The organism is Nocardia sp. NPDC004068 (assembly GCF_042874315.1).
Taxonomy (GTDB): Bacteria; Actinomycetota; Actinomycetes; order Mycobacteriales; family Mycobacteriaceae; genus Nocardia.
In genome coordinates this window covers 472,946-495,270 of record NZ_JBIAMW010000003.1, presented here as the reverse complement: position 1 = coordinate 495,270, position 22,325 = coordinate 472,946, and the positions used below count along the sequence as shown (strand labels likewise).

The following is a 22,325-nucleotide window of genomic DNA, read 5'->3' as shown; positions in this document are numbered from 1 at the left end:
TACCCGGGTCAGAGCCAGGCGGGCAGCGGCGGCAGGTCGCCGGTCAGATCGCCCCCGTCGGAGCGGCCGATCAGCCAGGCCAGCACGCTCGCGGCCGGACCGCTGATCTCGGTCGCCGGGGCCGTGCCGACGGTCGCGGTGAAGCCGGTGTCGGTGGTCCGGACCGTGAAACTCGCCGGGGCGGGATGGGCCGGATCCGAGGTCATGGGTTTGGCGTCGGCGGGGCGGGTGTTCTCGGTCGCGTGGTCGAGGCCCGCGGTGACCTCGGTGAGCATGCGGGCGACGAAGGGGGCGGGCCAGTCCGCCGGGCCGTAGCCGATGGCGAGGTCGACGTGGTGAATCTCGATCTCGCGCAGGCGAAGCCACGGGATCGTGGCGGCGGGCAGCTGTTTGCCGGTGCGGGCGCGCACGAGTGCCGACCAGCGGTCGGCGGGCATGGCGCGGGCCAGGGCGAGCCAGCGGTCGGCGGTGACGCGCAGGTCGTCGAGCTGTTCGGCGAGCGGGCGGGGCGCGCCCGCCTCGATATCGGAGTCGCGCAGGAATTGGCTCGCGTACTGCGGGGTCTCGATGCCGGTGCGGGCCCACAGCAGCAGATTCAGCAGGCCGTCGGCGTTGCGGGACAGATGGGCGAGCACATGGCCGCGGGTCCAGCCGGGCAGCAGGGAGGGTTCGGGCACGTCGGCGTCGGTGAGCGCGGCCACCGCGTCGGTCAGGCATTGCGTCGCCGCCGCGACGGTATCGAGCAGGTCGTCCGGCGTGTCGCTGGTCACGGATGTCGAGATTACCCACGGGCACGGCGGCGGTCGCCACGGACTCTCAGGTTTTTCCGATCTTCGCCACGGACCCCTGCCAGCCGCGGCGCCCATCGTGGGGATATGAGCACGGTTATCGAAGTTGTCGTCCTGTCCCTGGTGCTGGCGGTGTTCGCCGCCATGGCCGCCTCCGAGGCGCTCGCGTCCGCCGCGCCGAAGTCATTGGTGGCGGTGCGGATTCGGCGTCGTTGAGCGCGCGGTCGGCGACCCAGATCTGCACGGCCAGCGCGATCAGCCACAGCGACATCGCGCCGACCTGGATGCGCTGGGCGACGCCGAGCGCGTAGTTGCCGGGCAGGTTGTCGGCGATGAGCAGCCACGCGGTGACCGCCGAACCCAGCAGGAGAATCCACAGACCCGAATGCCGCAGGATCGGCCAGCGCCGGTAGCGGAACGCCGCCACGCTGAATCCGATCATCGCGACGAAGATCGACGTCACGGCCAACGTACTGGTCAGGGCGTGGACCTGATGCAGCTGCGGGAACAGCCCACTGTCCCCGCCGCAGTTCGAGCACGGCCGCAGCGGCCACTGCGCGTCGGCGATCGTCGCGGCCCCGAAGCAGCCCAGCGCCACCCAGCCCACGGTGGACAGCGGACGCCGGGAGAACGCGAACAGGCCCCCGATCGCCGCGAGCAGCGCCAGCGTCCCGCTGACCGTGTCGGCGACGGAGAACACCCAGCGATACGGGCGGCCCTCGGCGTCGAGTTCGCTCAAAAACGACGTGACCGGATCCAGCCCCAGCGGCAACACGAACTCCAGCACCCAGGACGAGTAGCAGATCCCGGCCAGGGCGATCGCGGCCGCGACGCACCAGCGCAGGAGCCGCGGGCGGTCGCGATCCGGCGGCGGACGCTGCAGGACCGCCACACTCGCGCCGTGGTACTCGCTCGACGTCATTGCCCTCGTCCCTGAGGCGTCGCGGCGACCGACCCGAGACTGGTCGGCCCGTTTCCTCCCTTTCCATCATGGCCTATCGGCCCGGCATCACCGCCTGTACCCGATCGGCCGCGTCGGACGCGTTCTCGTGCTCCCACACCCGGACGACCACCCAGCCCGCGGCCGTGAGCCGCGCGTCGGTGTCGCGGTCGCGGGCCACATTCCCGGCCAGCTTCTCGGCCCACCACTCGGCGTTGTTCTTCGGCCGGGTCGCGTGCCGCGGGCAGCTGTGCCAAAAACAGCCGTCCACGTAGACGGCCACCTTGCGGCGCGGGAAGACCAGGTCGGCGCGGCGGCGCAGGCCGGGCAGCGGCGCCCGGTCGACGAAGAAGCGCAGGCCGCGGCGGTGTAACTCCTTGCGCAGCGCGGTTTCCGGGGCGGTGCCCACCCGGCGTTGCCGCGACATCCGAGCGCTGGTCGCCGCGTCGGTGGCCGGTCGTCCGGGGCTCATACACGTCCTGGGGTCGAGATCGGGCGAGGCTCAGGCGGCCTCCTGCGGAAAGCCTCCCATCCGCAGCAGATGATTCTCCACGTCGGTGAGGAACCCGGGCGGGAAGCGCAGGCTGCCCCGGGCCGCCCGGCGCAGGAATCCGGCGGTGGCCCGCGCCGACAGCAGGCGGGCGTCGTCGAGGAACCAGCGCAGATCCTCGTACGGCTCGTGCACCGGCCAGGTCGAGACGGGTACGCGATACGCCTGCCCGCCGCGGCCCCAGGCGGCGGTGGGCCAGGGCCCGGACAGGGGCAGCTCGTCGGGCAGCGGATCGTCGGCGGGCGCGGCCAACCGGCCGCCCACCCAGGACGCCATCCGCACGCTCACCGCGTTGCCCACCAGTTTCCAGCGGTGCCCGGGCCGCACGCCCGCCGCGCGCACCGCCGGTTCGGTCCAGTCCCGGGAAAAGCCTTGCAGCCGTTCGGCATCGGTGATGCCCGGGGTGACGATCTCGCCGGAGGGCAGGCGCACCGCGGGCGGGCTCGCGATGCCCAGCCCGGATCCGCCCTTGAGCGTGGGCACCGCGTTGACCGCCCAGCCCAGCCCGCGCACGCCCTCGGTCCAGTAGAACCCGCACGGATCGACGCCGGGATCGCCGACCGCGCGCGGCCCGGCGTCGGGACCGAACAGCACCGGGCGCGGGTCCTCGGTGCGCGAGGCCAGCATCAGCACCCGCTGCCGCCGCTGCGGCAGGCCGAACGCGCGCGCGTCGACGACCCGATAGGCCCAGGTGTATCCGAGCTCCTCGAGCGCGGTGGTGATGTGCCGCATGGCCTGCCCGCGACCCAGTTGCAGCATGAACGGCACGTTCTCGATCAGCAGCCAGCGCGGACCCCGGCGGCGGCGCACCAGCCGGAACACCTCGTCCACCAAACCGGAACGGGCGCCGGTGATTCCGGCGGTCCGCCCGGCCTGGGACAGATCCTGGCAGGGGAATCCGGCCGCGACGAGTTCGGTGCCCGACGGCAGCGCCCGTAATCGGGTGACGTCGCTGTGCAATTCGACCTCGGGGAAGCGCGCCCCGAGCACGGCCCGCGCGCCGAGGTCGATCTCGCACAGCAATTCGGTCGACCAGCCGTGCGCGGACAGCCCGAGCTCGAGACCGCCGATCCCGGCGAACAGCCCGACCATCCGCGCGCCCGTCACGCCTGTCCTTTCGCCCGAGTCCGAAGGGCGCCCGCGACGCCCGCGCAAGCACGTTACTCGAGCCGGTGGCCGCCGGTGGCGATCGACACCGGGACTTTCCGCGAAAACGACTGTCCCCCATCGGATTCGACCGAGGGGGGACAGTGGTGAGGCGCGCCCGGAGAGACTCGAACTCCCAACCTTCTGATCCGTAGTCAGATGCTCTATCCGTTGAGCTACGGGCGCAAGATCAATGTTCAGTTGTGTGGCGGAGGCGAGAGGATTTGAACCTCCGGTCCCCGTGAAGGGACAACTCATTAGCAGTGAGTCCCATTCGGCCGCTCTGGCACGCCTCCTGGAGCCTTCTCGTCGAGGGCCCGGTCCTTTCGAACCGCCGAGACGCAAGAGTACAGATCGACCGCTCAACAAGCAAAACGGCTGGTCATCGCAGGTGGCTGTCGAACCAGTCGAAGATGCGCGTGCGCGCGTCGATCGCGGTGCCGTCGTCGTCGGCGTGCGCCTCGAGATTCGGTTCGTCGGCGCGGTGGTGCAGGCCCGGATAGGTGACCACGAGGGTGGCGACCGCCGCGCTGCCCGCGGCGTCCCGCAGGCTCTCGACCTCCTCCGGCGGCGTGGCGGCGTCCGACTCGCCGTAGAGCCCGAGCCAGGGCGCTTGCAGCCGCGGCGCGGCGCGCACGAGCGCGGTGGCCTGGTCGGTCAGCGGTTCGGCGATGCCGGGCGCGGCCACGCTCACCGCGGCGCCGATCCGGCGGTCGGTCGCCACCAGCAGGGCGGCCGTTCCGGCGGAGTCGAAACCGAGCACGCCCACGCAGTCGGCGATCACGCCGCGGCGGATCAGCCAGTCGAAACAGGCGTCGAAATCGTCGAACAGTTCGTCGCCGAACACCTTCTCGGCGGTCTGGCCGTCGCGGTGGAACAGATTGGGTGCCACCACGATCCAGCCCTCCCCCGCGAGCGCCCGCATGAAGGCCAGCAATGCGTCGGCGAACTCCCGGGATTCGTGCAGGACGACGATGCCGCCGCGCGCGGGACCGTCCGGTTCGTGCACGGTGATGGGGACCGAAGCCGGTGCCGCGGCGGAACGCACCGGCGCGTGATCTCGGTAGAGGCCCGACATGCGTTCAGGGTAGTTCGCCTTCATAAATTTCGGGAGAAGTCGCATGTGAGGGGTGGTCCACGGAAAATTTCCGGCGGCGACCACACTCTGATCCGGTTCCTCCGGCACGTTCTAGGGTGGTTGCTGTGACCGCTCGTATCCGCCCGGACCTCGACTCGATTCCGGCATACACCCCCGGCCGGAGCAATCCCGGCGCGGTGAAACTGGCCAGCAACGAGACCACCCTGGGCCCGTTGCCGACCGTCGTGAAGGCCATCGCCGAGGCCGCCGAGACCGCCAACCGGTACCCGGACAACATGGCGAGCGAACTTCGCGCGGCCGTCGCGGCGTTCCACGGGGTCGAGGTCGCGAATGTCGCCGTCGGCTGCGGGAGTGTGGCGTTGTGCCAGGAGCTGGTGCAGATCACCTGCGCGGCACCGACGGACGAGGTGTTGTTCGCGTGGCGGTCGTTCGAGGCGTATCCGATCGTCACCCAGGTCGGCAACGCGCGCGCGATCCAGGTGCCGCTCACCGAGGGGTACGCGCACGACTTCGAGGCGATGGCCGCCGCGATCACCGAGCGCACCAAGTTGATCTTCGTCTGCAATCCGAACAATCCGACCGGCACGGCCTACGGGCGCGCGGAGCTGGAGCGGTTCCTGGACGCGGTGGCCGATCACATCCTGGTGGTGCTGGACGAGGCGTACTACGAGTACCTGCGCGTGGACGATCACCCCGACGGCGTGGAGATCGGCCGGACGCGGCCGAATGTGCTTGTGCTGCGGACGTTCTCGAAGGCGTACGGGCTGGCCGGGCTGCGCGTGGGATATGCCGTGGGCGATCCCGAGGTGATCACGGCGCTGTTGAAGGTGCACATCCCGTTCAGCGTGAACCGGCTCGCGCAGGCCGCGGCCATCGCCTCGCTCGAGGCCCGGCACGAACTGCTCGACCGCACCGATCACGTGGTCGCCGAGCGGGATCGGATGCGAACGGCGCTGATCGCGGCCGGGTACACCGTGCCGCCGAGCGAGGCGAATTTCCTCTGGCTACCGCTGGGCGAGCGCAGCGCCGACTTCGGTGAGGCGAGCGCGAGCGCGGGAGTTCTGGTGCGGCCCTACGGCATCGACGGGGTGCGGGTGACCGCGGGCGATCCGCACGAGAACGATCTGTTCCTCGCCTTCGCCACCGATCCGGACGTCCTCGCCCGGTTCCTGGGCTGAGTCAGCCCACGCCGAGCGCGGCGGCGAGGGTGGGCCACGCCTTGGGCAGGTCGCCCGCCCAGTAGGGCCAGGAGTGCGTGCCCACGGGCCGGAAGTCGACGGTCGCCGGGATCCGCATCCGGTCGAGCCGATCGGCCAGGGCCATCGTGCACGCGTTGGCCGCGGCCTCGAGCGGCCCGCCGAAGACGACCGAGGTCTGCGAATCCGGATTGCCCGGACCGTCGAACGGGCCCGGGAGGCCGCTGCCCGAGGACAGGTAGATCGCGGTGCCGCGCAGGCCGTCGGCGTGCATCATGACGTCGTGCGCGAGCCAGTCCGGGTCCTCCTGGTCGCCGAACATGTTGTCGGGATCGCCGCCGTAGGTGCGGACCACCGCGCGGGCCTGGGCCTGGCCGATATCGGAACCCATGGCGTAGCAACCACTGTGGGCCGCGACCGCGCGATAGGTGCCCGGGCTGCGCATGGCGAGCATCATGGCCGCCTCGGCGCCCATGGAGACGCCCTCGACGGCGTCGCGGCCGTCGCCGTCGAAGGCGCGGTCGATCAGCGGGGGCAGTTCGCGGGTGAGAAAGGTCTCCCATTTGTTGTTGCCCAGCACCGGATCCGGGCGCTGCCAGTCGGTGTAGTACCCGGCCGGGCCGCCGACGGCGAAGACGACGTTGATCGGCTTGTCGGCGAAGAAGTTCAGCGCGCCGCCGCGTTCGATCCAGTTGTTACTGTCGGCCGGGGCGCTGCGGCCGTCGAGCATGTAGAGGGTGGGGCGGGGGTGGCTCTGGTCGGCGGGCAGCAGCACCCGCACCTCGACGGTGCGTTCCATCGCCGGGGACTTCACGAAGACGCGCAGCTCGCGATCGGTGAGGGATTCGATGTGGTCGATGGTCGCGACGGCCGGGGGCGGGGTGTCGGTGCGCGGCGCCGGGCTGTCCGCGGAGCCGGAGTTGACGGGCGGCGAATCAGGGGCGGCGACGGCCGGTACCGAATGAACGGCAGCACCCAGAAGTGCGGCACTGGCGAGGGCGCCCGACAGCCGACGCCGGAACCGGCGACGAACCATATGTCCCATCCTGCCAGAGGCCCGCGGACGCGTCGACGCAGGTCATGATCGAGTCGCGGGGAAAGTGAGCGGCGCCACCCGGTTTCGATAGGGGTCAGTCGGACAGCGGCGCGCCCCAGCGCCGTTCGACGTCACCGAAGCGCCACACCGCCACGGCCGTGGCCCAGGTGAGCCCGAACAGTCCGACGATGATGAACCCGAGCGCGCCCAGATCCAGATTCGCGATCCAGGCGACCACACCGGTCTCCGCGCCGGTCCGCTCGACCAGCAACGAGATCAGCTCCTGTCCCCCCACCAGCAGCGCCACCGCCACCGACAGCCCCGTGATCACCAGGTTGTAGTAGATCTTGCGAATGGGCCGGGTGAACGCCCAGCCGTAGGCGTAGCTCATGAACGACCCGTCCAGCGAGTCGAACAGCGACATGCCCGCCGAAAACAGCACGGGCAGAACGAGAATCGCGTACCAGGGGAGGCCGGTGGCCGCCGCCCCGCCCGCGATCACGAGGAGGCCGACCTCGGTGACGGTGTCGAAGCCGAGGCCGAACAGCAGGCCGACGGGGAACATGTGCCAGGGACGGCGGACGGTGCGCATGGCCGGTGCGAGGACGCGCGCCAGCACTCCCCTGGGCTCCAGGGCCTTCTCCAGCTCGGTCTCGTTCACCTCGCCCTTGCGCATGCGCCGGAAGACGCTCCAAATGCCCAGCAGGGACACCAGATTCAGCAGGCCGATGAGAATCAGGAACGTGCCCGAGACGCTGGTACCCCAGGTACCGGTCCACTTCTGCAACGCGGAGTTGTCGTCCTGGAGGTTGGACGCCAGCGCCCGGACTCCCAGCGCCAGCAGCGCGACGAGCGCGAACACGACCGACGAATGGCCCAGCGAGAACCAGAACCCCACCGACTGGATTCGTCGAGACCCCTTCTCCGCCACCAGTTTTCGCGTCACATTGTCGATCGCGACAATATGGTCCGCATCGAACGCATGCCGCATCCCCAAGGTATAGGCGGTAACCCCCAACCCCACCCCGTACACGGCCCCGTTCACCAGATGATGCCCCGGCACGACGAGCAGCAGCAACGTCCCCCACCCGAGCACATGCAGCCCCACCACGACAACAACCATCCCGACAACGCCGCGCACACGCACCCCATTTCCGCAGGTCCAGCCGGTCAATCGTACAGGTTGAGCGAGTTCTGTCCCGCCCCGTCCACCCTGCCCCTTGCGCACCGGGTGCCTGTCGCCAGTAGGCTTTAGGTCGCTTCGCCGGTGTGGCGGGGTGAGGTGGGTTGCCCGAGCGGCCTAAGGGAACGGTCTTGAAAACCGTCGTGGTTCACGCCACCGTGGGTTCAAATCCCACACCCACCGCTGGTGCGACGGCGCCCCCTGGGTACTCATGGATGTCGCAGGGATTTTGAGGTAAGCGTGCCATTTTCCATCGGTCAAATTCTCCGGGTGTGGGGCGAACCGACCGTTTCGGTTCCGGCCTCCGTCGACCAAATCGAGAAATTCTCGCCGGACGTGCCGGGGTTTCTCGTCGATGTCTGGCAGGAGGTGGGGTTTTCCGGATTCATGGATGGGTTGTTGTGGTTGTGTGATCCGGAGGCTTGGCAGCCTGCGGTGGATGCTTGGGTTTCGAAGTTGGAGTTGCCGTTCGGGGACGATCGGTGGATCGCGGTTACGCGGAGTGCGTTCGGGGAGATGTCGTTGTGGGGGAGGCGGACCGGGATGAGTCTTACGGTGGTGCCGTATTCGGGGTGGATTCTTCCGTTCGATGGGTCCGGTGAGATGTCCAGTGCCTTCGATCGGGACAATCAGGTGTACTCGGCGTTGGCCGCGGCCAATCGGGAGACTCTGGATCTCCTGGGCGATGACGGGAAGCCGTTGTTCGGGCGGGTGCTGGCCGCGTTGGGACCGGTTGGTCCGGAGACGATGTACGGGTTTGTTCCGGCGCCGGCTCTGGGCGGGGCGTTGCTGCCCGAGAACGTCGAGATCGTCGACGCCGAGGTGCACATGCAGATATTGAGCCAAGTCACGCCGCGAACGATCATGGCGGACAATCCGTATCTCTGATACGCGGCGAGGACCGCTACCAACTCCCCGTCAGTCCATACGTAGTCAAAATGCTCTGCAACGCCGGATTCAACTAAGGCGGAAGGATTTCCGTCCCCTTGTCGGCCCTGGTGACCAATGCCCGAGGCGCGCGGGTCGTGCGCCGCAACCAAATCGCCCAGCAGTCCCAATCGCTGCCATGCCGGGAGCCGTAGATTATGCCGTGGGCCAGGGATTGGTCGTCCAGGGTCAGGTGCCAGAGGCGGGTGGCTATGGCTGTGGTGAGGTCTCGGTTGGGGCTGCGGAGTTCGGAGACGGTTATTTCGGTGATGGATGGGGGGAGGTTGGTGGGGGCGTAGGTGGTGAGGGCGGTGAGGCTGGTGGCGGCTTCTATGTCTATGAACCAGCCCTTGGTGGGGAGGGTGAGGCGGTAGAGGAGATAGTCGGTCAGCCAGGTGAGGTCTATTTCTCGGGGGGCGCGGTGGCCGGCGGCTTGCCATTCCTCGCGGATGAGGGTTTCGAGTTCGTCGTGGGGGGTGACGTCGTCGAAATAGGTTGCGGCGGAACGGGGGAGCTTGGGTTTGAGGGGGGCGAGGAGTTCGCCGTAGGCGCCTTCGGGGGTGGTGGCGGCGTAGACGGTGCGTTGGCCCGCTACGTCGAATCGGTTCCAGAGGGCGTGGGTCGCCGTCTCGGACAGCGGGCGGAGTAGGGGGTTGAGGGGCCCGTAGACCGGTTTCGAGAGGCGGTAGACGGTGCGGCCCGCGGCGGGGATGAGGGCGAAACCGGTTTTCGAGCAGGTGCGCGGCGCTTCTGATCGGCGGATTTCGCGGATCGACACGAACGACTCCCCCTCACCACGGACCGAACCTATGGAAGAGTCCAGCGTAGTGGATGGGGGGAAACCGTTTTCGTCGGTCAGGCGGTCGAACCCTCGACGAAGGTCACGGCCGCGGCGATCACGTCGGCGAACCGGTCCTCGCGGATGGCGACCGCCGGGGACTCCTCACCCAGACGCGGGTTGGCGCCGATGAACCACGAGCGGGCCACATCGGGACTTTCGTTGTCCGCCAGCAGAATCCAACAGCGATGCGCGACCTGGAGGCGGGCCAAGGCGGCGTCGCGCGGGCGGGGGCCGCCGATCTGTGCCCATTTGTGCGGGAGCTTGCGATCGCGTACCCCGGCTATGAGCGCTACCAGCGTCGGACCCAACTGCTGCACCAACTGCCGGGCCAGCTCGGCGGGCGGCAGCCGGGACGTCTCGAGATGACTGGAGATCACTCCGTGGGGCACGGTCATTCGATCCCACATCCTTCGAAACGAGGGGGCGTTCTCGTCCAGCTTAGACGGCAATGCCACCGAAATGCAACCCTGGTGCTACCGTAACAACCCGGAAGCGGCGAGGGGGAATACCGATGTGGCGTGAGCAGAGCAGGAATCGTTCGACCGGCCTGCGCGCCCCCGCCTCCCCGCCCGCCGACTCGGACGCGCTCGACATCAGCCTGCACTACCTGGGCTTCTACCGCGACGAATACGAACGCTCGCGGGTGGTGGTGAAGGCCCGCGCCAAGCGGGTCGTGGTGTGGACGGCCACCGCCAACGGGCTCATCGCCGTGCTCGGCACCGCGGTCGCGGTCTTCGACGCGCCCTGGATCGGGCTGCTCAGCACCGCGCTGGCGGCGTCGATCGGGGTCATCACCGCGTGGGACGGGTTGTATCGGCATCGGGAGATGTGGGTGCAGCGCAGCGTGATCCTCGGTCAGTTGCAGGCGCTGTTGCGCAATGTCGAATTGCGGCGGGCCCAGCACGAGGACCGCGACGCCCTCGCTCGCGAGACGATGCTGCACCTGAACACGATCCTGGCGGAGGATCTGGAGGCCTGGACGACCCTGCGCCGCACCCAGCCCGCGGCGCACGAGCGCGAGGATACGAGCGACTGACCGCCTACTTCGGGGCGACCAGTTCCAGGGCGATGTTGTCCGGATCGCGGAACTCCAGGATGTAGCTGACGCCGATGTCCTTGATGTCCTCGTGCACCACCCCGCAGGCGTCCAGATGTGCTGCGGCGGAACGCAATTCGTCGACCGAGCCGACGGCGAAGGCGAGGTGGTCGAGGCCGACGCGGTTCTCGTCGAAACGGTCGGTGGCGGCGGGGCGCAGGCCGAGCAGGCCCTGGGGCATGCGGTAGATGACGCCGCCGTACAGGAAGGACAGGAACTCGCGGGTCCGCTCGTCGGCGTCGGCGGGGACCTCCACGGCGACCGGCCAGCCGAAGACCCGCTCGTAGAAGGCGCGGGAGCGGTCGATATCGGTGACGGTCAGGCGGAGGTGGGCGATGGACGAGACGGCGATCGGCATGACGCTCATGCTGGCACACCGGGCGCGCGGTCGGTCAGGGCGCGGGCCCGGACGCGTTGCAGCACCGCGAAACCCAGTGTTACGTCCGGATTGTCGTTGAGCACCTCCCCGTACAGCTCGGTCCAGGAGTGGAAGGAGTAGCGGGGGTTGGTGCAGGTGCGTTCGCGGGCGACGATGACCTCGGCGGGAAGGCCGAGGGCGGACAGGTAGGTGGCGAGGGACAGGGAGCGGGGCAGGCAGAGGGCGTCGGGGTGGGTCACGCGCAGGGTCAGTTGGCTGTAGAGGACCTCGCGGCGGGCCAGGCGGATCGCCACCGCCGGGGCGAGGTGGGTCAGGGGACGCGGGCCCGGACTCAGGTCGCGCAGGTGGTGGTGGGCGGGGCCCCAGCCGCGAGTGCGGAGCAGGCGCAGCGCGGTCCAGGTGTGGTGAACGGCGTAGGCGCGCAGGCGGATCGGCGGCCGGGGCGGGGCGGGGACGCCGTCGATATCGGTGAGCATGGCCTCGAGGCGGTCGGCGAGGGTGGTCATCGCGGGGCGTCCGTGGGGGCGAGCAGGTGATGCGCGGCGAGTTGATCGGTCAGTTGCGCCAGGCCCGCGCGCAGGACGCCGGGTTCGGCGTCGATGAGTTCGGCGAGTTCGCGCACGGCCTCGTCGAGGGTGTCGCAGCGCTGGGCGACGCCGAGCATGAGGGTCGCGGTGGGATTGAGGCGGAAGTACTCGCCCGCCCGGGTGTCCATGACGATGCCGACGCCGTCGGTGGTGTCCAGGACGGCGTCGTCGCCGAGTCGCAGCAGAGGCACGGGGATCAGCTCCTCACGGGGGTGCGGTGTTCGAGGCCACGCAGGAACAGTTCCGTCATGGCCGTGTAGACGAGGGTTTCGGCGTTGCGGCGCAACAGCATCGGATCGGCCAGGACCGCCGCCAGCCGCCGCGGGTCCACGATGTTCAGCCGGGCCAGCAGCGCGTCGGGGCCGAGGAGGTCGGCGAGTACGGCGGGGTGGTTCATGCAGAAGGACTCGTGCGGGGAATCCGGCCACATCCGGCCGTGCCGTCGCCAGATCACCGGGGGCAACCGGTCCTGGAGCAGCAGCCGCAGCACGGGTTTGCCGATGGTCCGGCCGCCGTGGGCGACGCAGCGGTACGCCACCGGCATTCCGGTCAGGAGTTCGTAGAGTTCCCGGTCGGCCATGGGCGAACAGAACGAGACGCCGTGCGGCCAGGACAGGGCGAGGTCGGTGGTCTGTTCCTCGGGGACGAATTCGGGATCGGGGAATTCGAACGGCGGATCCGGCGCGGGCACGAGAAAGTCTGTGTGATGGGCGTTTTCGCCGATCGGCGCGTTCTCGGTGACCAGCGAATACGAGCCGCGCACGCTCGCGATCAGGCTCGACGTGCGCCAGCGGGAGGACAGCAGTCCGCGCAGCATGAGCAGCTTCTCCGACCGGCTCACCCGCCCGGTCAGCACGTCGCGCACGCCGTAGCGCAGCAGCGGGCCGAACAGCAGATCGCCGTCGCGGCCCCAGGTCAGCAGCCCGACGCCGTCCTCGGCGACCCGCCGCACGGCCTGCTCCAGCCAGCGGAAACCGGTGTGGTTGTAGGGGTGGGCGAAGCGCCAGCGCGGATCCAGATAGCCGGGACCGATATCGGTGGGGATGGGTGTGAACGGAATGGACAGGTGCCCGGCGACCGCACGCGCGTAACCGGATTCGTCGGCGAGCGGGTCGGGGGTGTCGAGGTGATACGCGGTGACGTCGGCGCCCGCGCTCACCAGGGCGGCGGCCACGGCGGCCGAATCCAGTCCGCCGCTCAGCAGCAGGCCGACGCGGCCGCTGTCGGCGTAGGGGCGGCACGCGCCCAGCAGCAGTTCCCAGGCGCGGTCGGCGTAGTCGCGCATGGTGCTGCCGCGCGGCAGCGGCGCCGGTTCGATCCGGTCGTAGCGCACGGTTCGGGCCGTGTGGCCGTCGAAGATCAGCAGGTGCCCGGGCCGGAGCCAGCCCAGCCCGCGATAGGCGAAGACGCTGTCGCCCCGGCAGATTCGGCGCAGAGTGTCGCGGTCGAGCGCGTCGAGGGCGTCGGGCACGAGATCGGCGGGGTCGCTGGACCATTCGAGGGTGTTCCCGGACTGCCGATAGAACAGGGTGTCCCGGGTGAACAGGCTGCGGAACAGATAGACCCGGTCGGCGGCGACCAGACAGCCGACGAGATCGCCGGGCACCTCGGCCAGTCGGGCGTGCGCGCCGGTGCGCAGCGCGAAGGAGATTCGATCGATCAGATCGTCGTCCGATGATCGGCGGAGAATACCGCCCAGTGCGAAATAGGTGTGCCGCGGCGGGGGCTCGGGTACCGCGCAGCCCGGCCGCAGCCATTGTCGCAGGTACGCGGGACTCGCGGGAATTGCCCGCTCGGGAAATGCGATATAGGGAATGTGCGCGAAATCAATGGGCGCTCCCCGATGCGGAAGCGTCACCCGGCCCGCGCAGCCGACCCGATCCGCCGAAAACAATTCACGCATAATGCGCGGCCACCTCTCGTTCACCGAATATTCGGCGGACCCTCCCTCCGGGGAGTTGCCGGACACACACCGGAGGGAGGGGTTCCCGGATTACAGGATGTTGCCCTTACCCAGCAGGTCGTGCGGACCGTGGGTCAGGGCCGCGGTGTGCTCCTCGATGCTGCCGAGGCGGATCACCTCGGGCTCGATGTAGGACATCTTCGGCATTTCATTTCACCTCCTTCGTATTTTCGTCTCTCGTCGACGAGACGTGTTCGAACGCCGCGATAATCCGACCGATGAGTATTTGTTTCCCATAATTCGGGGACTCGATCGCGTGCGTCGAGAAGTGTGAGTGTCGGTCCGGCATGAAATCCGACAGATCTCTACGGTAGCTCCGCGAAGGGCACACCGTCGACGGTTTCGGGCAATTTTCTGTCCCGAATATTGTGTTCGCGGTCGAATAATCGACCTAGCGTCCGCTTGAATCGTTCACTGAAGTCATTGTTTCCGCTTGGACAAATTCCATCGCGTAATTACGAGCGGTTGTTGATCTCCTTGTCCACCCGCTCGAAGACCTCGCCGATCACCGTCAGTTCCTCCGGTGTCAGCAGATCGATGAAATCGCGGCGAACCGCGGTGACGTGTCCGGGCGCGGCGGCGCGCAGGCGGCGCATGCCCTCCTCGGTCAGGTGCGCGCGCACGCCGCGGCCGTCCTCCTCGGCGCTGGTCCGGCGGACCAGGTCCTGTTCCTCCATGCGGCGGATCTGGTGGGTCAGGCGGCTGCGGGAGGACAGCACGCCGTCGGCGAGGTCGCTCATGCGCAGCGAGCGGTCGGGGGATTCGGACAGGAGGACGAGGATGCGGTACTCCGGCAGGGTCAGGTCGCTGTCGCGCTGGAGTTGCCGGTTCAGTTCGGACATCAGGCGCTGGTGGCCGTCCATGTAGGCGCGCCAGGCGCGTTGCTGGGCCGCGGTCAGCCATCTGGTGGCCGGGGCCTGGCGACCGCTCGGTTCGTCTGGCATAGCGACATTCTAGAAGTGGATAAAAGGGAAGATCACCGCTTGCTGGACAGCAGCGTGCGATCGAGGGCCGCGACCGTGGCGCAACCGGACAGGCCCATGGTCGCGTCGAAATCGGCGAGCAGCAGACGCAGGGCGTGCCGGACCCCGTCGCGACCCGCCACCCCCAGGGCGTAAGCCCAGGGACGGCCGTAGAGAACGGCTTTCGCGCCGAGGGCGAGCGCGACCATGACGTCGGAGCCGGTGCGGATGCCCGAATCGAACAGGACGTCGGCGCGATCGCCGACGGTGGCCACGATGGCGGGCAGGGCGTCGAGCGCGGCGATCGCGCCGTCGACCTGACGGCCGCCGTGATTGCTCACCACCACCGCGTCGGCGCCCGCGTCGACGACCGCGCGGGCGTCGTCGGGGTGCAGCACACCCTTCACCGCGATCGGAAGATCGGTCCACTCCCGCAGTTTCGCGATATCGGCCGGGCGCAGGGTGTGGTTGCCGAACAGGCCGATCCAGGTGAGGACGGCCATCCGCAGGGCCTCCTCGCTCTCCTCGGGCGCGGTCGCGAGTTTGGCGCGGAAGACCGGATCGGACAGGTAGTTCGCCAATCCCTCGCCCCGCAGGAACGGCAGATGTCCGAGTTCGAGATCGCGTGGCCGCCAGCCAATGCCGGGCGTGTCGGCGGTGACGACGAGGGCCCGGGCGCCCGCCTTCACCGCGCGGTCGACGAACGAGCGGGCCAACTCGTGATCGCCCGGCCAGTACAGCTGATACCACCAGGCCCCGGCCGCCGCGCCCGCCTCCTCGATCGTCGACGACGCGGCGGTCGACAGGACCATGCCGATGCCCAGTTCCCGGGTCACCTCCGCGACCACGGTCTCGCCGCGCTCGTGCAACAGGCCGAGCACGCCGATCGGCGCGGTCAGCACCGGAGCGGCCAGCCTCGTGCCGAGCACCTCCACCGAAAGATCGCGCGCCCCAGGGTTACTCGCGCCGCGCCACATCCGGGGCAGCAGCCGATGCCGGTCGAAGGCCGAGACATTCTCCGCCGCCGTGCGTTCCGCCGAGGCGCTGCCCGCCACATAGGCGTACGCGGCCGGATCGAGAACCTCCCGCGCGCGGCGCTCCAAACCGGCCGCGGTCATGGGTAATCCGGGCACCGCGCCGGAGAGTCCGGCCAGATAGATCTCGTTCTGGAAATCGGCGAAGCTGCTCACCCGCGACACGCTAGTCCCCGGGACGGCCACGCCGGTGGAAAACACCGGGGAGCGGACCGGGAAACATGCCGTGAACTGGGCGGCGTGCGGGTGTCGCGCGGCGCGTCCGGGGTAATCGCCCGGCGACGAAAGGAGTTGTCATGGTCGAGATGTCGGATGCCGAGCGATTGGCGGATCTGCGCCGGCGCGCGGAGGCCGCCGGGATTCCCGGGTACGAGGCGCTGAACGCGGACGAGCTGCGGGAGGCGCTCGGCAAGATGGCCAAGGGGATCGACGCGGAGACCGCCAAGCGCGAAGCGGTCGAGTCGTAACGCGGGCCGCGCGTTCGCGGCGTCGTAAGGTCGCGGTATGCGCGCAGTGACACTCGACGAATTCGGTGGGCCCGAGGTGATGCGGTGGGCGGAGGTGCCCGATCTACCGCCGCCCGGGCCCGGCGAGGTCGCCATCGATGTGACCGCGGCCGGGGTGAACCGGGCCGATCTGTTGCAGCGGCAGGGCAACTATCCCCCGCCGCCCGGCGCGAGCGAGATCATCGGCCTCGAGGTTTCGGGGGTGATCGCGGAAGTCGGTGCGGGCGTTGCCGATTGGTCCCCCGGTGACCAGGTGTGCGCGTTGCTGTCCGGCGGCGGGTACGCCGAACGGGTGGTCGTGCCCGCGACCCAGGTGCTGCCGATTCCGGCGGGCCTCGATCTCGCCGCCGCGGCGGCGCTGCCCGAGGTGGCGGCCACGGTCTGGTCGAATCTGGTGATGCGGGCCGGGCTGCGGGCGGGCCAGCTGCTGCTGATCCACGGCGGCGGCAGCGGTATCGGCACCCACGCCATCCAGGTCGCGGTGAGCCGGGGCGCGCGGGTCGCGGTGACCGCGGGTTCGCCGGGCAAACTGGACCGCTGCAAGGAACTCGGCGCGAGCGTGCTGATCAACTACCACACCGACGACTTCGCCGCGATCCTGCGCGAATTGGGCGGCGCGGACGTCATTCTCGACAATATGGGCGCGGCCTACCTGGAGCGCAATGTCGCCGCGCTCGCCGAGGACGGGCAGCTCTGCGTGATCGGGATGCAGGGCGGGGTGCGCGCCGAACTGAATCTGGCCGCGCTGCTGGGCAAGCGGGGCACCGTGCACGCCACCAATCTGCGCCGCCGCCCCGCCACCGGACCGTCGAGCAAGGCCGAGATCATCGCCGAACTGCGGCGGCACCTGTGGCCGTCGATCGCCGACGGCACCGTCGCACCCGTCGTGCACGCGGAGGTACCCGTCGCCGAGGTCGCGCGGGCGCATCGGCTGCTCGACTCCGACGAGACCGTCGGCAAGGTGGTGCTGCGGATCCGCGACTGAACTCAGTCGAGGGCGGCGAGCGCGCGACCGAGCTGATCGATCTCGAATCGCGTTGTGTAGGGGGCCAATCCGATGGTCACCGCGCCGCCCTCGTCGTTGACGCCGAGCGCGTCGAGCAGGCGACTGCCGCCGTGCACCCCGCTCAGGGTGCCGATGCGATGGTCGGCGAGGCGGGCGGAGACCTTCTCGGCCTGCATGCCCGCGATGGTGAAACTGACCGTGGGGATGCGGGTCGAGGCGCGGCCGATCACGGTGAGATCGGGGATGCGGTCGAGCACCTCCATCAGATGCTCGAACAGGTGATCGTGGTAGTCCTGTAAGGACGTGATCGAAACCTCCAGGCGCTCACGGCGAGTGCCGCCCGCCTGTTCGTCCAGCCCGGCCAGATAGTCGATCGAGGTGGTCAGCCCGGCCAGCAGCGCGTACTGGTGGCCGCCGACCTCGAGCCGCTCCGCGCCCTTGGCGTACGGATTGAGCGACATCGACGGAATCCGGTCCAGGAACGCGGGATCGCGGAACACCAGGGCCCCGATCTGCGGGCCGCCCCACGCGGGCGCGGACAGCGCGACCACGTCCGCGTTGAGTTCGTCGATATCGATCAGCGCGTACGGCGCGGCGCCGAAGCAATCGGCCACCAGCAACCCGCCGACCTCGTGCACCCGGTCCGCGGCGACCCGCACCGCCGGGGCCGAACCCACGATCGGCGAGGCGGCCGTCAACGCCACCAGACGGGCGGTCGGGCCGATCAGCTCCTCGAACTGCCAGGCGGGCATCTCGCAGGTCTCGATCTCGACCTCGGCCCAACGCACATGCGCGCCATAGCGATTGGCGATCCGCAACCAGGGCGCGACATTCGCCTCGTCGTCCAGGCGCGACAGCACGATCCCGGTCCCGAGCCCGAGCCGCGAACTCAGCGACTCGGCGAGCCAGGCCAGCAGCACCGCGCGATCGGGACCGAGCACCACCCCGGCCGGGTCGCCGCCGACCAGATCGGCCACGGCCTCGCGCGCCGCGTCCAGGATCGCGCCGCTGCGCTTGGCGGCCCCGTGCCGATTGGTGTGGGAGAAGGCCGAGGTGCGGAAACCCGTTGACACCGCACGAGATACCGAATCCGGAACCAGCATGCCCGCCTGCGGGTCGAGGTGGATCCAGCCGTCGCCCAGGGACGGTATCAGGCCCCGAACCCGTGCGACGTCGTAAGTCATGTGGGCCACTCTAAGGGCAGCGGGCAAGTCGGCGTAACCGTGTCAGCGCCAACCGATCGATAACCGGCGACCGCGCGGCGGACGCGCGGGCAACCGGGCGAGACATCACGCAGCATGGCGACCGACTTTCACCGAGACCGAACCACGAGGCGGACAAGACCGCAACAGAATACTCGCCCCGGCTCCGCCCCGACTTAGCGCGATGAGCCCGGACGCGACATGATGGAGATCATGACGCATTCGGACGGAGCACCGGATTCCATCGTGGTGATCGGGCCCGAAGGCCGCCCGCTGATCGTTCCCGCGGGCGCCCAGGGCGAGACGCCCGTGCGCGGCCAGGTGGTCGGCGACGAGGACGACGGCGAGGGCAAGGACGCCAAGGACGAGTCGCTGGCCGATATGGTCGAGCAGCCCGCCAAGGTCATGCGCATCGGGACCATGATCAAACAGCTGCTCGAGGAGGTGCGGGCGGCGCCCCTCGACGACGCCAGCCGCACCCGGCTCAAGGAGATCCACAAGACCTCGGTCCAGGAGCTCGAGCAGGGCCTGTCCCCCGAGCTGCGCAGCGAACTCGAGCGCCTCGCGCTGCCCTTCAGCGACGACTCGATCCCGTCGGACGCGGAGCTGCGCATCGCGCAGGCCCAGCTGGTGGGCTGGCTGGAGGGGCTGTTCCACGGCATCCAGACCGCGCTGTTCGCCCAGCAGATGGCCGCCCGCGCGCAGCTCGAGCAGATGCGCCACGCGCTGCCGCCGGGGATGCGGGGCGCGCAGGAGGGCGGTCCGGCCGGCGGCGGACCCACCAGCGGGCAGTACCTGTAGGGCATGGGCGCCCGGTCCCGTACCGCATCGCTCGGACCGGGATCGTTCGCATCTGCGCTAAGGTCGAGCACTGTGCCTGCAGCTGCTCCAGCCGATTCGGCGACCGCCGAACAGCGCCCGGTCGACACCTCGGTACCACTCATGTCGGATTCCCTGACCTTCGGACGCGCGTTCAACGATCTACGCGGCGGATTCGCGCAGCGGGAACTGTGGTTGTCGCTGGGCTGGCAGGACATCAAGCAGCGGTACCGGCGATCGGTGCTCGGCCCGTTCTGGATCACCATCGCCACCGGCGTGCAGGCGGCGGCGATGGGCATCCTGTACGCGGCGCTGTTCAACCAGGACCTGCGGTACTACCTGCCGTACGTGACGGTCGGGCTGATCATCTGGAACGTGATCTCGGCCAGCATCCTCGAGGGTTCGGACGTCTTCATCGCCAACGAGGGCCTGATCAAACAGCTGCCGTCGGCGTTGAGCGTGCACGTCTACCGGTTGGTGTGGCGGCAGTTCCTGTTCTTCGCGCACAACCTGGTCATCTACGTGATCATGGTTCCGGCGCTGGGCCTTTGGCATCACCTGCATTGGTCGAGCCTGTTGGCCCTGCCCGCGATGCTGCTGATCTTCCTGAACTCGATGTGGGTGTCGATCGTGTTCGGCATCTTCGCCACCCGCTACCGCGATATCGCGCCGATCCTCGGCAGCACCACGCTGATGCTGTTCGTGCTCACGCCGGTCATGTGGACCACCAAGGCGCTGCACGCCCAGGGCGGGTCGGTCAGCGAGCGGGCGCGTCTGGTGGAATTGGTGCCGACGTTCCACTTCCTGGAGATCGTGCGCGCGCCGCTGCTCGGCGAGGCGCAGAAACCGTTGAGCTGGATCATCGTCGGCAGCATCACGGTGGTCGGCTGGGCGGTGGCCATCCTGGCGTTGAAGCAGTTCCGTTCCCGCGTCCCCTACTGGGTGTGAAGGCTCGATGACCGACCACGTGAGTATCGAAACCCGCAACGCTTGGGTCGAATTCCCCATCTTCGACGCGAAATCGCGCTCGCTGAAGAAGGCGTTCCTCGGCAAGGCGGGCGGCGCGATCGGGCGCAACCAATCCGACGTCGTCGTCGTCGAGGCGCTGCGCGACATCACGCTCTCGCTGAAGGAGGGCGACCGGGTCGGCCTGGTCGGCCACAACGGCGCGGGCAAATCCACACTGCTGCGGCTGCTTTCGGGCATCTACGAGCCCACCCGCGGCAGCGCGCGGGTGCGCGGCCGGGTGGCGCCGGTGTTCGATCTCGGCGTGGGCATGGACCCGGAGATCTCCGGCTACGAGAACATCATCATCCGTGGGCTGTTCCTCGGGCAGACCCGCAAACAGATGCTGGCCAAGGTCGACGAGATCGCCGAATTCACCGAATTGGGCGACTATCTCGACATGCCGCTGCGCACCTACTCCACCGGTATGCGGGTGCGGTTGGCGATGGGCGTGGTCACCTCGATCGATCCGGAGATCCTGCTGCTGGACGAGGGGCTCGGCGCGGTCGACGCGGAGTTCATGAAGAAGGCCCGCAACCGGCTGCGCGATCTCGTCGCGCGCTCGGGAATCCTGGTGTTCTGCAACCATTCCAACGAATTCCTCGCCCAGCTCTGCGACACCGCGATCTGGATCGATCACGGGCAGATGAAGATGCAGGGCGATATCGTCGACGTCGTGCGGGCCTACGAGGGCCCCGAGGCGGGCGACCATGTCGCGCAGATCCAGCGTGAACTGGAAAAGGAACGGGAATTGGAGCGGAACTCCGCATGACCGAATACGGCGAAACGGCCAAGATCATCGCGGTGGTCGTCACCCACAAGCGGCGCGAGTTGCTTGCCGAATCGCTGAAGGTGCTGAGCGCGCAGACGCGTCCGGTCGATCATCTGATCGTCGTCGACAACGCCAACGAGCCCGAGGTGGGCGAGCTGGTGGCGCAGCAGTCGGTGGAGACGACCTACCTGGGTTCCGAGCACAACCTCGGCGGCGCGGGCGGATTCGCGCTGGGCATCCTGCACGCGCTGACCCTGGGCGCGGACTGGGTGTGGCTCGCCGACGACGACGGCCGCCCCGAGGGCCCGGAAGTGCTTGCGACACTGATGGATTGCGCGCGGCGGCACGGACTGGCCGAGGTCTCGCCGGTGGTGGCCGATATCGACGAACCGGACCGGCTGGCCTTCCCGCTGCGGCGCGGGGTGGTGTGGCGGCGACTGCGCTCGGAGCTGGGCGACGAGGACTTCCTGCCCGGCATCGCCTCGCTGTTCAACGGCGCGCTGCTGTCGGCGAAGGCCGTCGACGTGATCGGCGTGCCGGATCTGCGGCTGTTCGTGCGCGGCGACGAGGTCGAGGTGCACCGGCGGCTGGTGCGCTCGGGCCTGCCGTTCGGCACCTGCCTGCAAACCGCGTACCTGCACCCCAACGGCTCCGCGGAGTTCAAGCCCATCCTCGGCGGCCGCATGCACACCCAGTACCCCGACGATCCGGTCAAGCGCTACTTCACCTACCGCAACCGCGGCTACCTGATGTCCCAGCCCGGAATGCGCAAACTGCTGCCGCAGGAATGGGCCAGGTTCTCGTGGTTCTTCCTGGTGCAGCAGAAGGATCCGGCCGGGCTGGCCGAATGGCTGCGACTGCGGCGGCTCGGCCGCCGCGAACAGTTCCACAAGCCGGACTGACGCGGCCTCAGTAGCTGGTCTCCGACCAGCCCGAGCCGCGCGCGGCGAGGTCGTCGTAGACTCCCACGAATCCCGTTGCGCGCGTTCGGCTTCCAGCAGCGCGGCATTGGCGCGCAGGAAGGTCGACGCCGCCTCGACCCGCTCGTCCTCGCGGAGCTCGCGCGTCGCCGCCTCGACCCGCTCCCGTTTGTCGGCGACGGCCGCGGCGAAGGCGGCGAGCACGGCTTCGGCCTCGGGCAGCGAGATCGACAGCAGGTGGTTCTCCGCGTCGACCACCACCTCGATCCCGTCGACCGTCCCGACGCCGCGGATCTCCGCCAGCGCGCGCTGGGCGCGGCGCACCTTCGCGCCGAGTTCGTCGAAGTCGTTCTCGGACATGGCCGTAC

General features: G+C 69.1%; 25 protein-coding genes and 3 tRNA genes. 10 read left to right on the top strand and 18 right to left on the bottom strand.

The genetic code is table 11. From position 1 onward, the window contains the following. Positions 1 to 8: 8 nt before the first annotated feature. The 7 genes from ACFYTQ_RS09830 to ACFYTQ_RS09800 all read right to left on the bottom strand — a co-directional run bounded on the left by ACFYTQ_RS09830 (position 9) and on the right by ACFYTQ_RS09800 (position 4,502). The gene (locus ACFYTQ_RS09830; protein ID WP_387358795.1) at positions 9 to 770 is read right to left on the bottom strand and encodes a maleylpyruvate isomerase family mycothiol-dependent enzyme; all 762 of its coding nucleotides are present in this window, start codon (positions 768 to 770) and stop codon (positions 9 to 11) included. A gap of 115 nt (positions 771 to 885) precedes the next feature. Further along, a complete protein-coding gene (locus ACFYTQ_RS09825) occupies positions 886 to 1,710 on the bottom strand; it encodes a DUF998 domain-containing protein (protein ID WP_387358793.1) in 825 nt (274 codons plus the stop codon). Positions 1,711 to 1,783: 73 nt separating this feature from the next. Further along, positions 1,784 to 2,200, bottom strand: a complete 417-nt coding sequence (locus ACFYTQ_RS09820) for a very short patch repair endonuclease (protein ID WP_387358791.1) — start codon at positions 2,198 to 2,200, stop codon at positions 1,784 to 1,786. Between the two features lie 30 nt (positions 2,201 to 2,230). Next, complete coding sequence (locus ACFYTQ_RS09815; protein WP_387359201.1) at positions 2,231 to 3,370, bottom strand: DNA cytosine methyltransferase; 1,140 nt, start codon at positions 3,368 to 3,370, stop codon at positions 2,231 to 2,233. 167 nt (positions 3,371 to 3,537) lie between these two features. Continuing rightward, positions 3,538 to 3,610: transfer RNA gene (locus ACFYTQ_RS09810), tRNA-Arg, on the bottom strand. Between the two features lie 20 nt (positions 3,611 to 3,630). Further along, positions 3,631 to 3,720: transfer RNA gene (locus tag ACFYTQ_RS09805), tRNA-Ser, on the bottom strand. Between the two features lie 86 nt (positions 3,721 to 3,806). Next, a complete protein-coding gene (locus tag ACFYTQ_RS09800) occupies positions 3,807 to 4,502 on the bottom strand; it encodes a dienelactone hydrolase family protein (protein ID WP_387358789.1) in 696 nt (231 codons plus the stop codon). Between the two features lie 125 nt (positions 4,503 to 4,627). Between ACFYTQ_RS09800 and hisC the strand changes: the two genes are divergently transcribed. Next, a complete protein-coding gene (hisC, locus tag ACFYTQ_RS09795; protein ID WP_387358787.1) occupies positions 4,628 to 5,701 on the top strand; it encodes a histidinol-phosphate transaminase in 1,074 nt (357 codons plus the stop codon). A 1-nt stretch (position 5,702) separates the two neighbouring features. Here hisC and ACFYTQ_RS09790 read toward each other — a convergent pair whose 3' ends face one another. Continuing rightward, the gene (locus ACFYTQ_RS09790) at positions 5,703 to 6,755 is read right to left on the bottom strand and encodes an alpha/beta hydrolase (protein WP_387358785.1); all 1,053 of its coding nucleotides are present in this window, start codon (positions 6,753 to 6,755) and stop codon (positions 5,703 to 5,705) included. A 94-nt stretch (positions 6,756 to 6,849) separates the two neighbouring features. Next, positions 6,850 to 7,878, bottom strand: a complete 1,029-nt coding sequence (locus ACFYTQ_RS09785) for a HoxN/HupN/NixA family nickel/cobalt transporter (protein ID WP_387358783.1) — start codon at positions 7,876 to 7,878, stop codon at positions 6,850 to 6,852. Positions 7,879 to 8,036: 158 nt separating this feature from the next. Here ACFYTQ_RS09785 and ACFYTQ_RS09780 point away from each other — a divergent pair. Then, positions 8,037 to 8,121, top strand: a tRNA-Ser gene (locus tag ACFYTQ_RS09780). Between the two features lie 3 nt (positions 8,122 to 8,124). Continuing rightward, positions 8,125 to 8,826, top strand: a complete 702-nt coding sequence (locus tag ACFYTQ_RS09775; protein ID WP_387358781.1) for a GAD-like domain-containing protein — start codon at positions 8,125 to 8,127, stop codon at positions 8,824 to 8,826. Between the two features lie 73 nt (positions 8,827 to 8,899). Here the strand turns inward: ACFYTQ_RS09775 and ACFYTQ_RS09770 are convergent, their stop codons facing one another. Both ACFYTQ_RS09770 and ACFYTQ_RS09765 read right to left on the bottom strand, forming a co-directional pair. Continuing rightward, positions 8,900 to 9,643, bottom strand: a complete 744-nt coding sequence (locus ACFYTQ_RS09770; protein ID WP_387358779.1) for a hypothetical protein — start codon at positions 9,641 to 9,643, stop codon at positions 8,900 to 8,902. A 77-nt stretch (positions 9,644 to 9,720) separates the two neighbouring features. Beyond that, the gene (locus tag ACFYTQ_RS09765; RefSeq protein ID WP_387358777.1) at positions 9,721 to 10,101 is read right to left on the bottom strand and encodes a hypothetical protein; all 381 of its coding nucleotides are present in this window, start codon (positions 10,099 to 10,101) and stop codon (positions 9,721 to 9,723) included. A gap of 116 nt (positions 10,102 to 10,217) precedes the next feature. Between ACFYTQ_RS09765 and ACFYTQ_RS09760 the strand changes: the two genes are divergently transcribed. After that, a complete protein-coding gene (locus ACFYTQ_RS09760) occupies positions 10,218 to 10,742 on the top strand; it encodes an SLATT domain-containing protein (protein ID WP_387358775.1) in 525 nt (174 codons plus the stop codon). 4 nt (positions 10,743 to 10,746) lie between these two features. On the opposite strand, the gene ACFYTQ_RS09755 is transcribed toward ACFYTQ_RS09760, so the two are convergent. The 6 genes from ACFYTQ_RS09755 to ACFYTQ_RS09730 all read right to left on the bottom strand — a co-directional run bounded on the left by ACFYTQ_RS09755 (position 10,747) and on the right by ACFYTQ_RS09730 (position 15,883). Next, a complete protein-coding gene (locus tag ACFYTQ_RS09755) occupies positions 10,747 to 11,160 on the bottom strand; it encodes a VOC family protein (protein ID WP_387358773.1) in 414 nt (137 codons plus the stop codon). A gap of 5 nt (positions 11,161 to 11,165) precedes the next feature. Further along, positions 11,166 to 11,687 (bottom strand): lasso peptide biosynthesis protein, encoded by a 522-nt coding sequence (locus ACFYTQ_RS09750; RefSeq protein ID WP_387358771.1) that lies wholly within the window; start codon positions 11,685 to 11,687, stop codon positions 11,166 to 11,168. Further along, positions 11,684 to 11,959 carry a PqqD family protein gene (locus ACFYTQ_RS09745; RefSeq protein WP_387358769.1) on the bottom strand — a complete coding sequence of 92 codons (276 nt, stop codon included), beginning with the start codon at positions 11,957 to 11,959 and terminating at the stop codon, positions 11,684 to 11,686. The genes ACFYTQ_RS09750 and ACFYTQ_RS09745 overlap by 4 nt, the downstream gene beginning before the upstream one ends. A gap of 5 nt (positions 11,960 to 11,964) precedes the next feature. Continuing rightward, positions 11,965 to 13,671: an asparagine synthase-related protein gene (locus tag ACFYTQ_RS09740; RefSeq protein WP_387358767.1), complete on the bottom strand. Its 1,707-nt coding sequence runs from the start codon at positions 13,669 to 13,671 to the stop codon at positions 11,965 to 11,967. Positions 13,672 to 14,186: 515 nt separating this feature from the next. Further along, a complete protein-coding gene (locus ACFYTQ_RS09735; protein WP_387358765.1) occupies positions 14,187 to 14,675 on the bottom strand; it encodes a MarR family winged helix-turn-helix transcriptional regulator in 489 nt (162 codons plus the stop codon). 32 nt (positions 14,676 to 14,707) lie between these two features. Next, positions 14,708 to 15,883, bottom strand: a complete 1,176-nt coding sequence (locus tag ACFYTQ_RS09730; RefSeq protein WP_387358763.1) for an alpha-hydroxy-acid oxidizing protein — start codon at positions 15,881 to 15,883, stop codon at positions 14,708 to 14,710. 140 nt (positions 15,884 to 16,023) lie between these two features. Between ACFYTQ_RS09730 and ACFYTQ_RS09725 the strand changes: the two genes are divergently transcribed. Next, complete coding sequence (locus ACFYTQ_RS09725; RefSeq protein ID WP_387358761.1) at positions 16,024 to 16,194, top strand: hypothetical protein; 171 nt, start codon at positions 16,024 to 16,026, stop codon at positions 16,192 to 16,194. 37 nt (positions 16,195 to 16,231) lie between these two features. After that, positions 16,232 to 17,218, top strand: coding sequence for an NAD(P)H-quinone oxidoreductase (locus ACFYTQ_RS09720; protein WP_387358759.1), 987 nt, complete (start codon positions 16,232 to 16,234; stop codon positions 17,216 to 17,218). A gap of 2 nt (positions 17,219 to 17,220) precedes the next feature. On the opposite strand, the gene ACFYTQ_RS09715 is transcribed toward ACFYTQ_RS09720, so the two are convergent. Next, positions 17,221 to 18,423 (bottom strand): cysteine desulfurase-like protein, encoded by a 1,203-nt coding sequence (locus tag ACFYTQ_RS09715; RefSeq protein WP_387358757.1) that lies wholly within the window; start codon positions 18,421 to 18,423, stop codon positions 17,221 to 17,223. Positions 18,424 to 18,654: 231 nt separating this feature from the next. Between ACFYTQ_RS09715 and ACFYTQ_RS09710 the strand changes: the two genes are divergently transcribed. The 4 genes from ACFYTQ_RS09710 to ACFYTQ_RS09695 all read left to right on the top strand — a co-directional run bounded on the left by ACFYTQ_RS09710 (position 18,655) and on the right by ACFYTQ_RS09695 (position 21,939). Continuing rightward, positions 18,655 to 19,242: a bacterial proteasome activator family protein gene (locus tag ACFYTQ_RS09710; protein ID WP_387358755.1), complete on the top strand. Its 588-nt coding sequence runs from the start codon at positions 18,655 to 18,657 to the stop codon at positions 19,240 to 19,242. A gap of 141 nt (positions 19,243 to 19,383) precedes the next feature. Next, positions 19,384 to 20,208, top strand: a complete 825-nt coding sequence (locus ACFYTQ_RS09705) for an ABC transporter permease (protein ID WP_387358753.1) — start codon at positions 19,384 to 19,386, stop codon at positions 20,206 to 20,208. Between the two features lie 7 nt (positions 20,209 to 20,215). Next, the gene (locus ACFYTQ_RS09700; protein WP_387358752.1) at positions 20,216 to 21,037 is read left to right on the top strand and encodes an ABC transporter ATP-binding protein; all 822 of its coding nucleotides are present in this window, start codon (positions 20,216 to 20,218) and stop codon (positions 21,035 to 21,037) included. Beyond that, entirely contained in the window at positions 21,034 to 21,939 is a 906-nt protein-coding gene (locus tag ACFYTQ_RS09695; protein ID WP_387358750.1) for a glycosyltransferase, read from the top strand. The genes ACFYTQ_RS09700 and ACFYTQ_RS09695 overlap by 4 nt, the downstream gene beginning before the upstream one ends. The last annotated feature ends 386 nt before the right edge of the window (positions 21,940 to 22,325 follow it).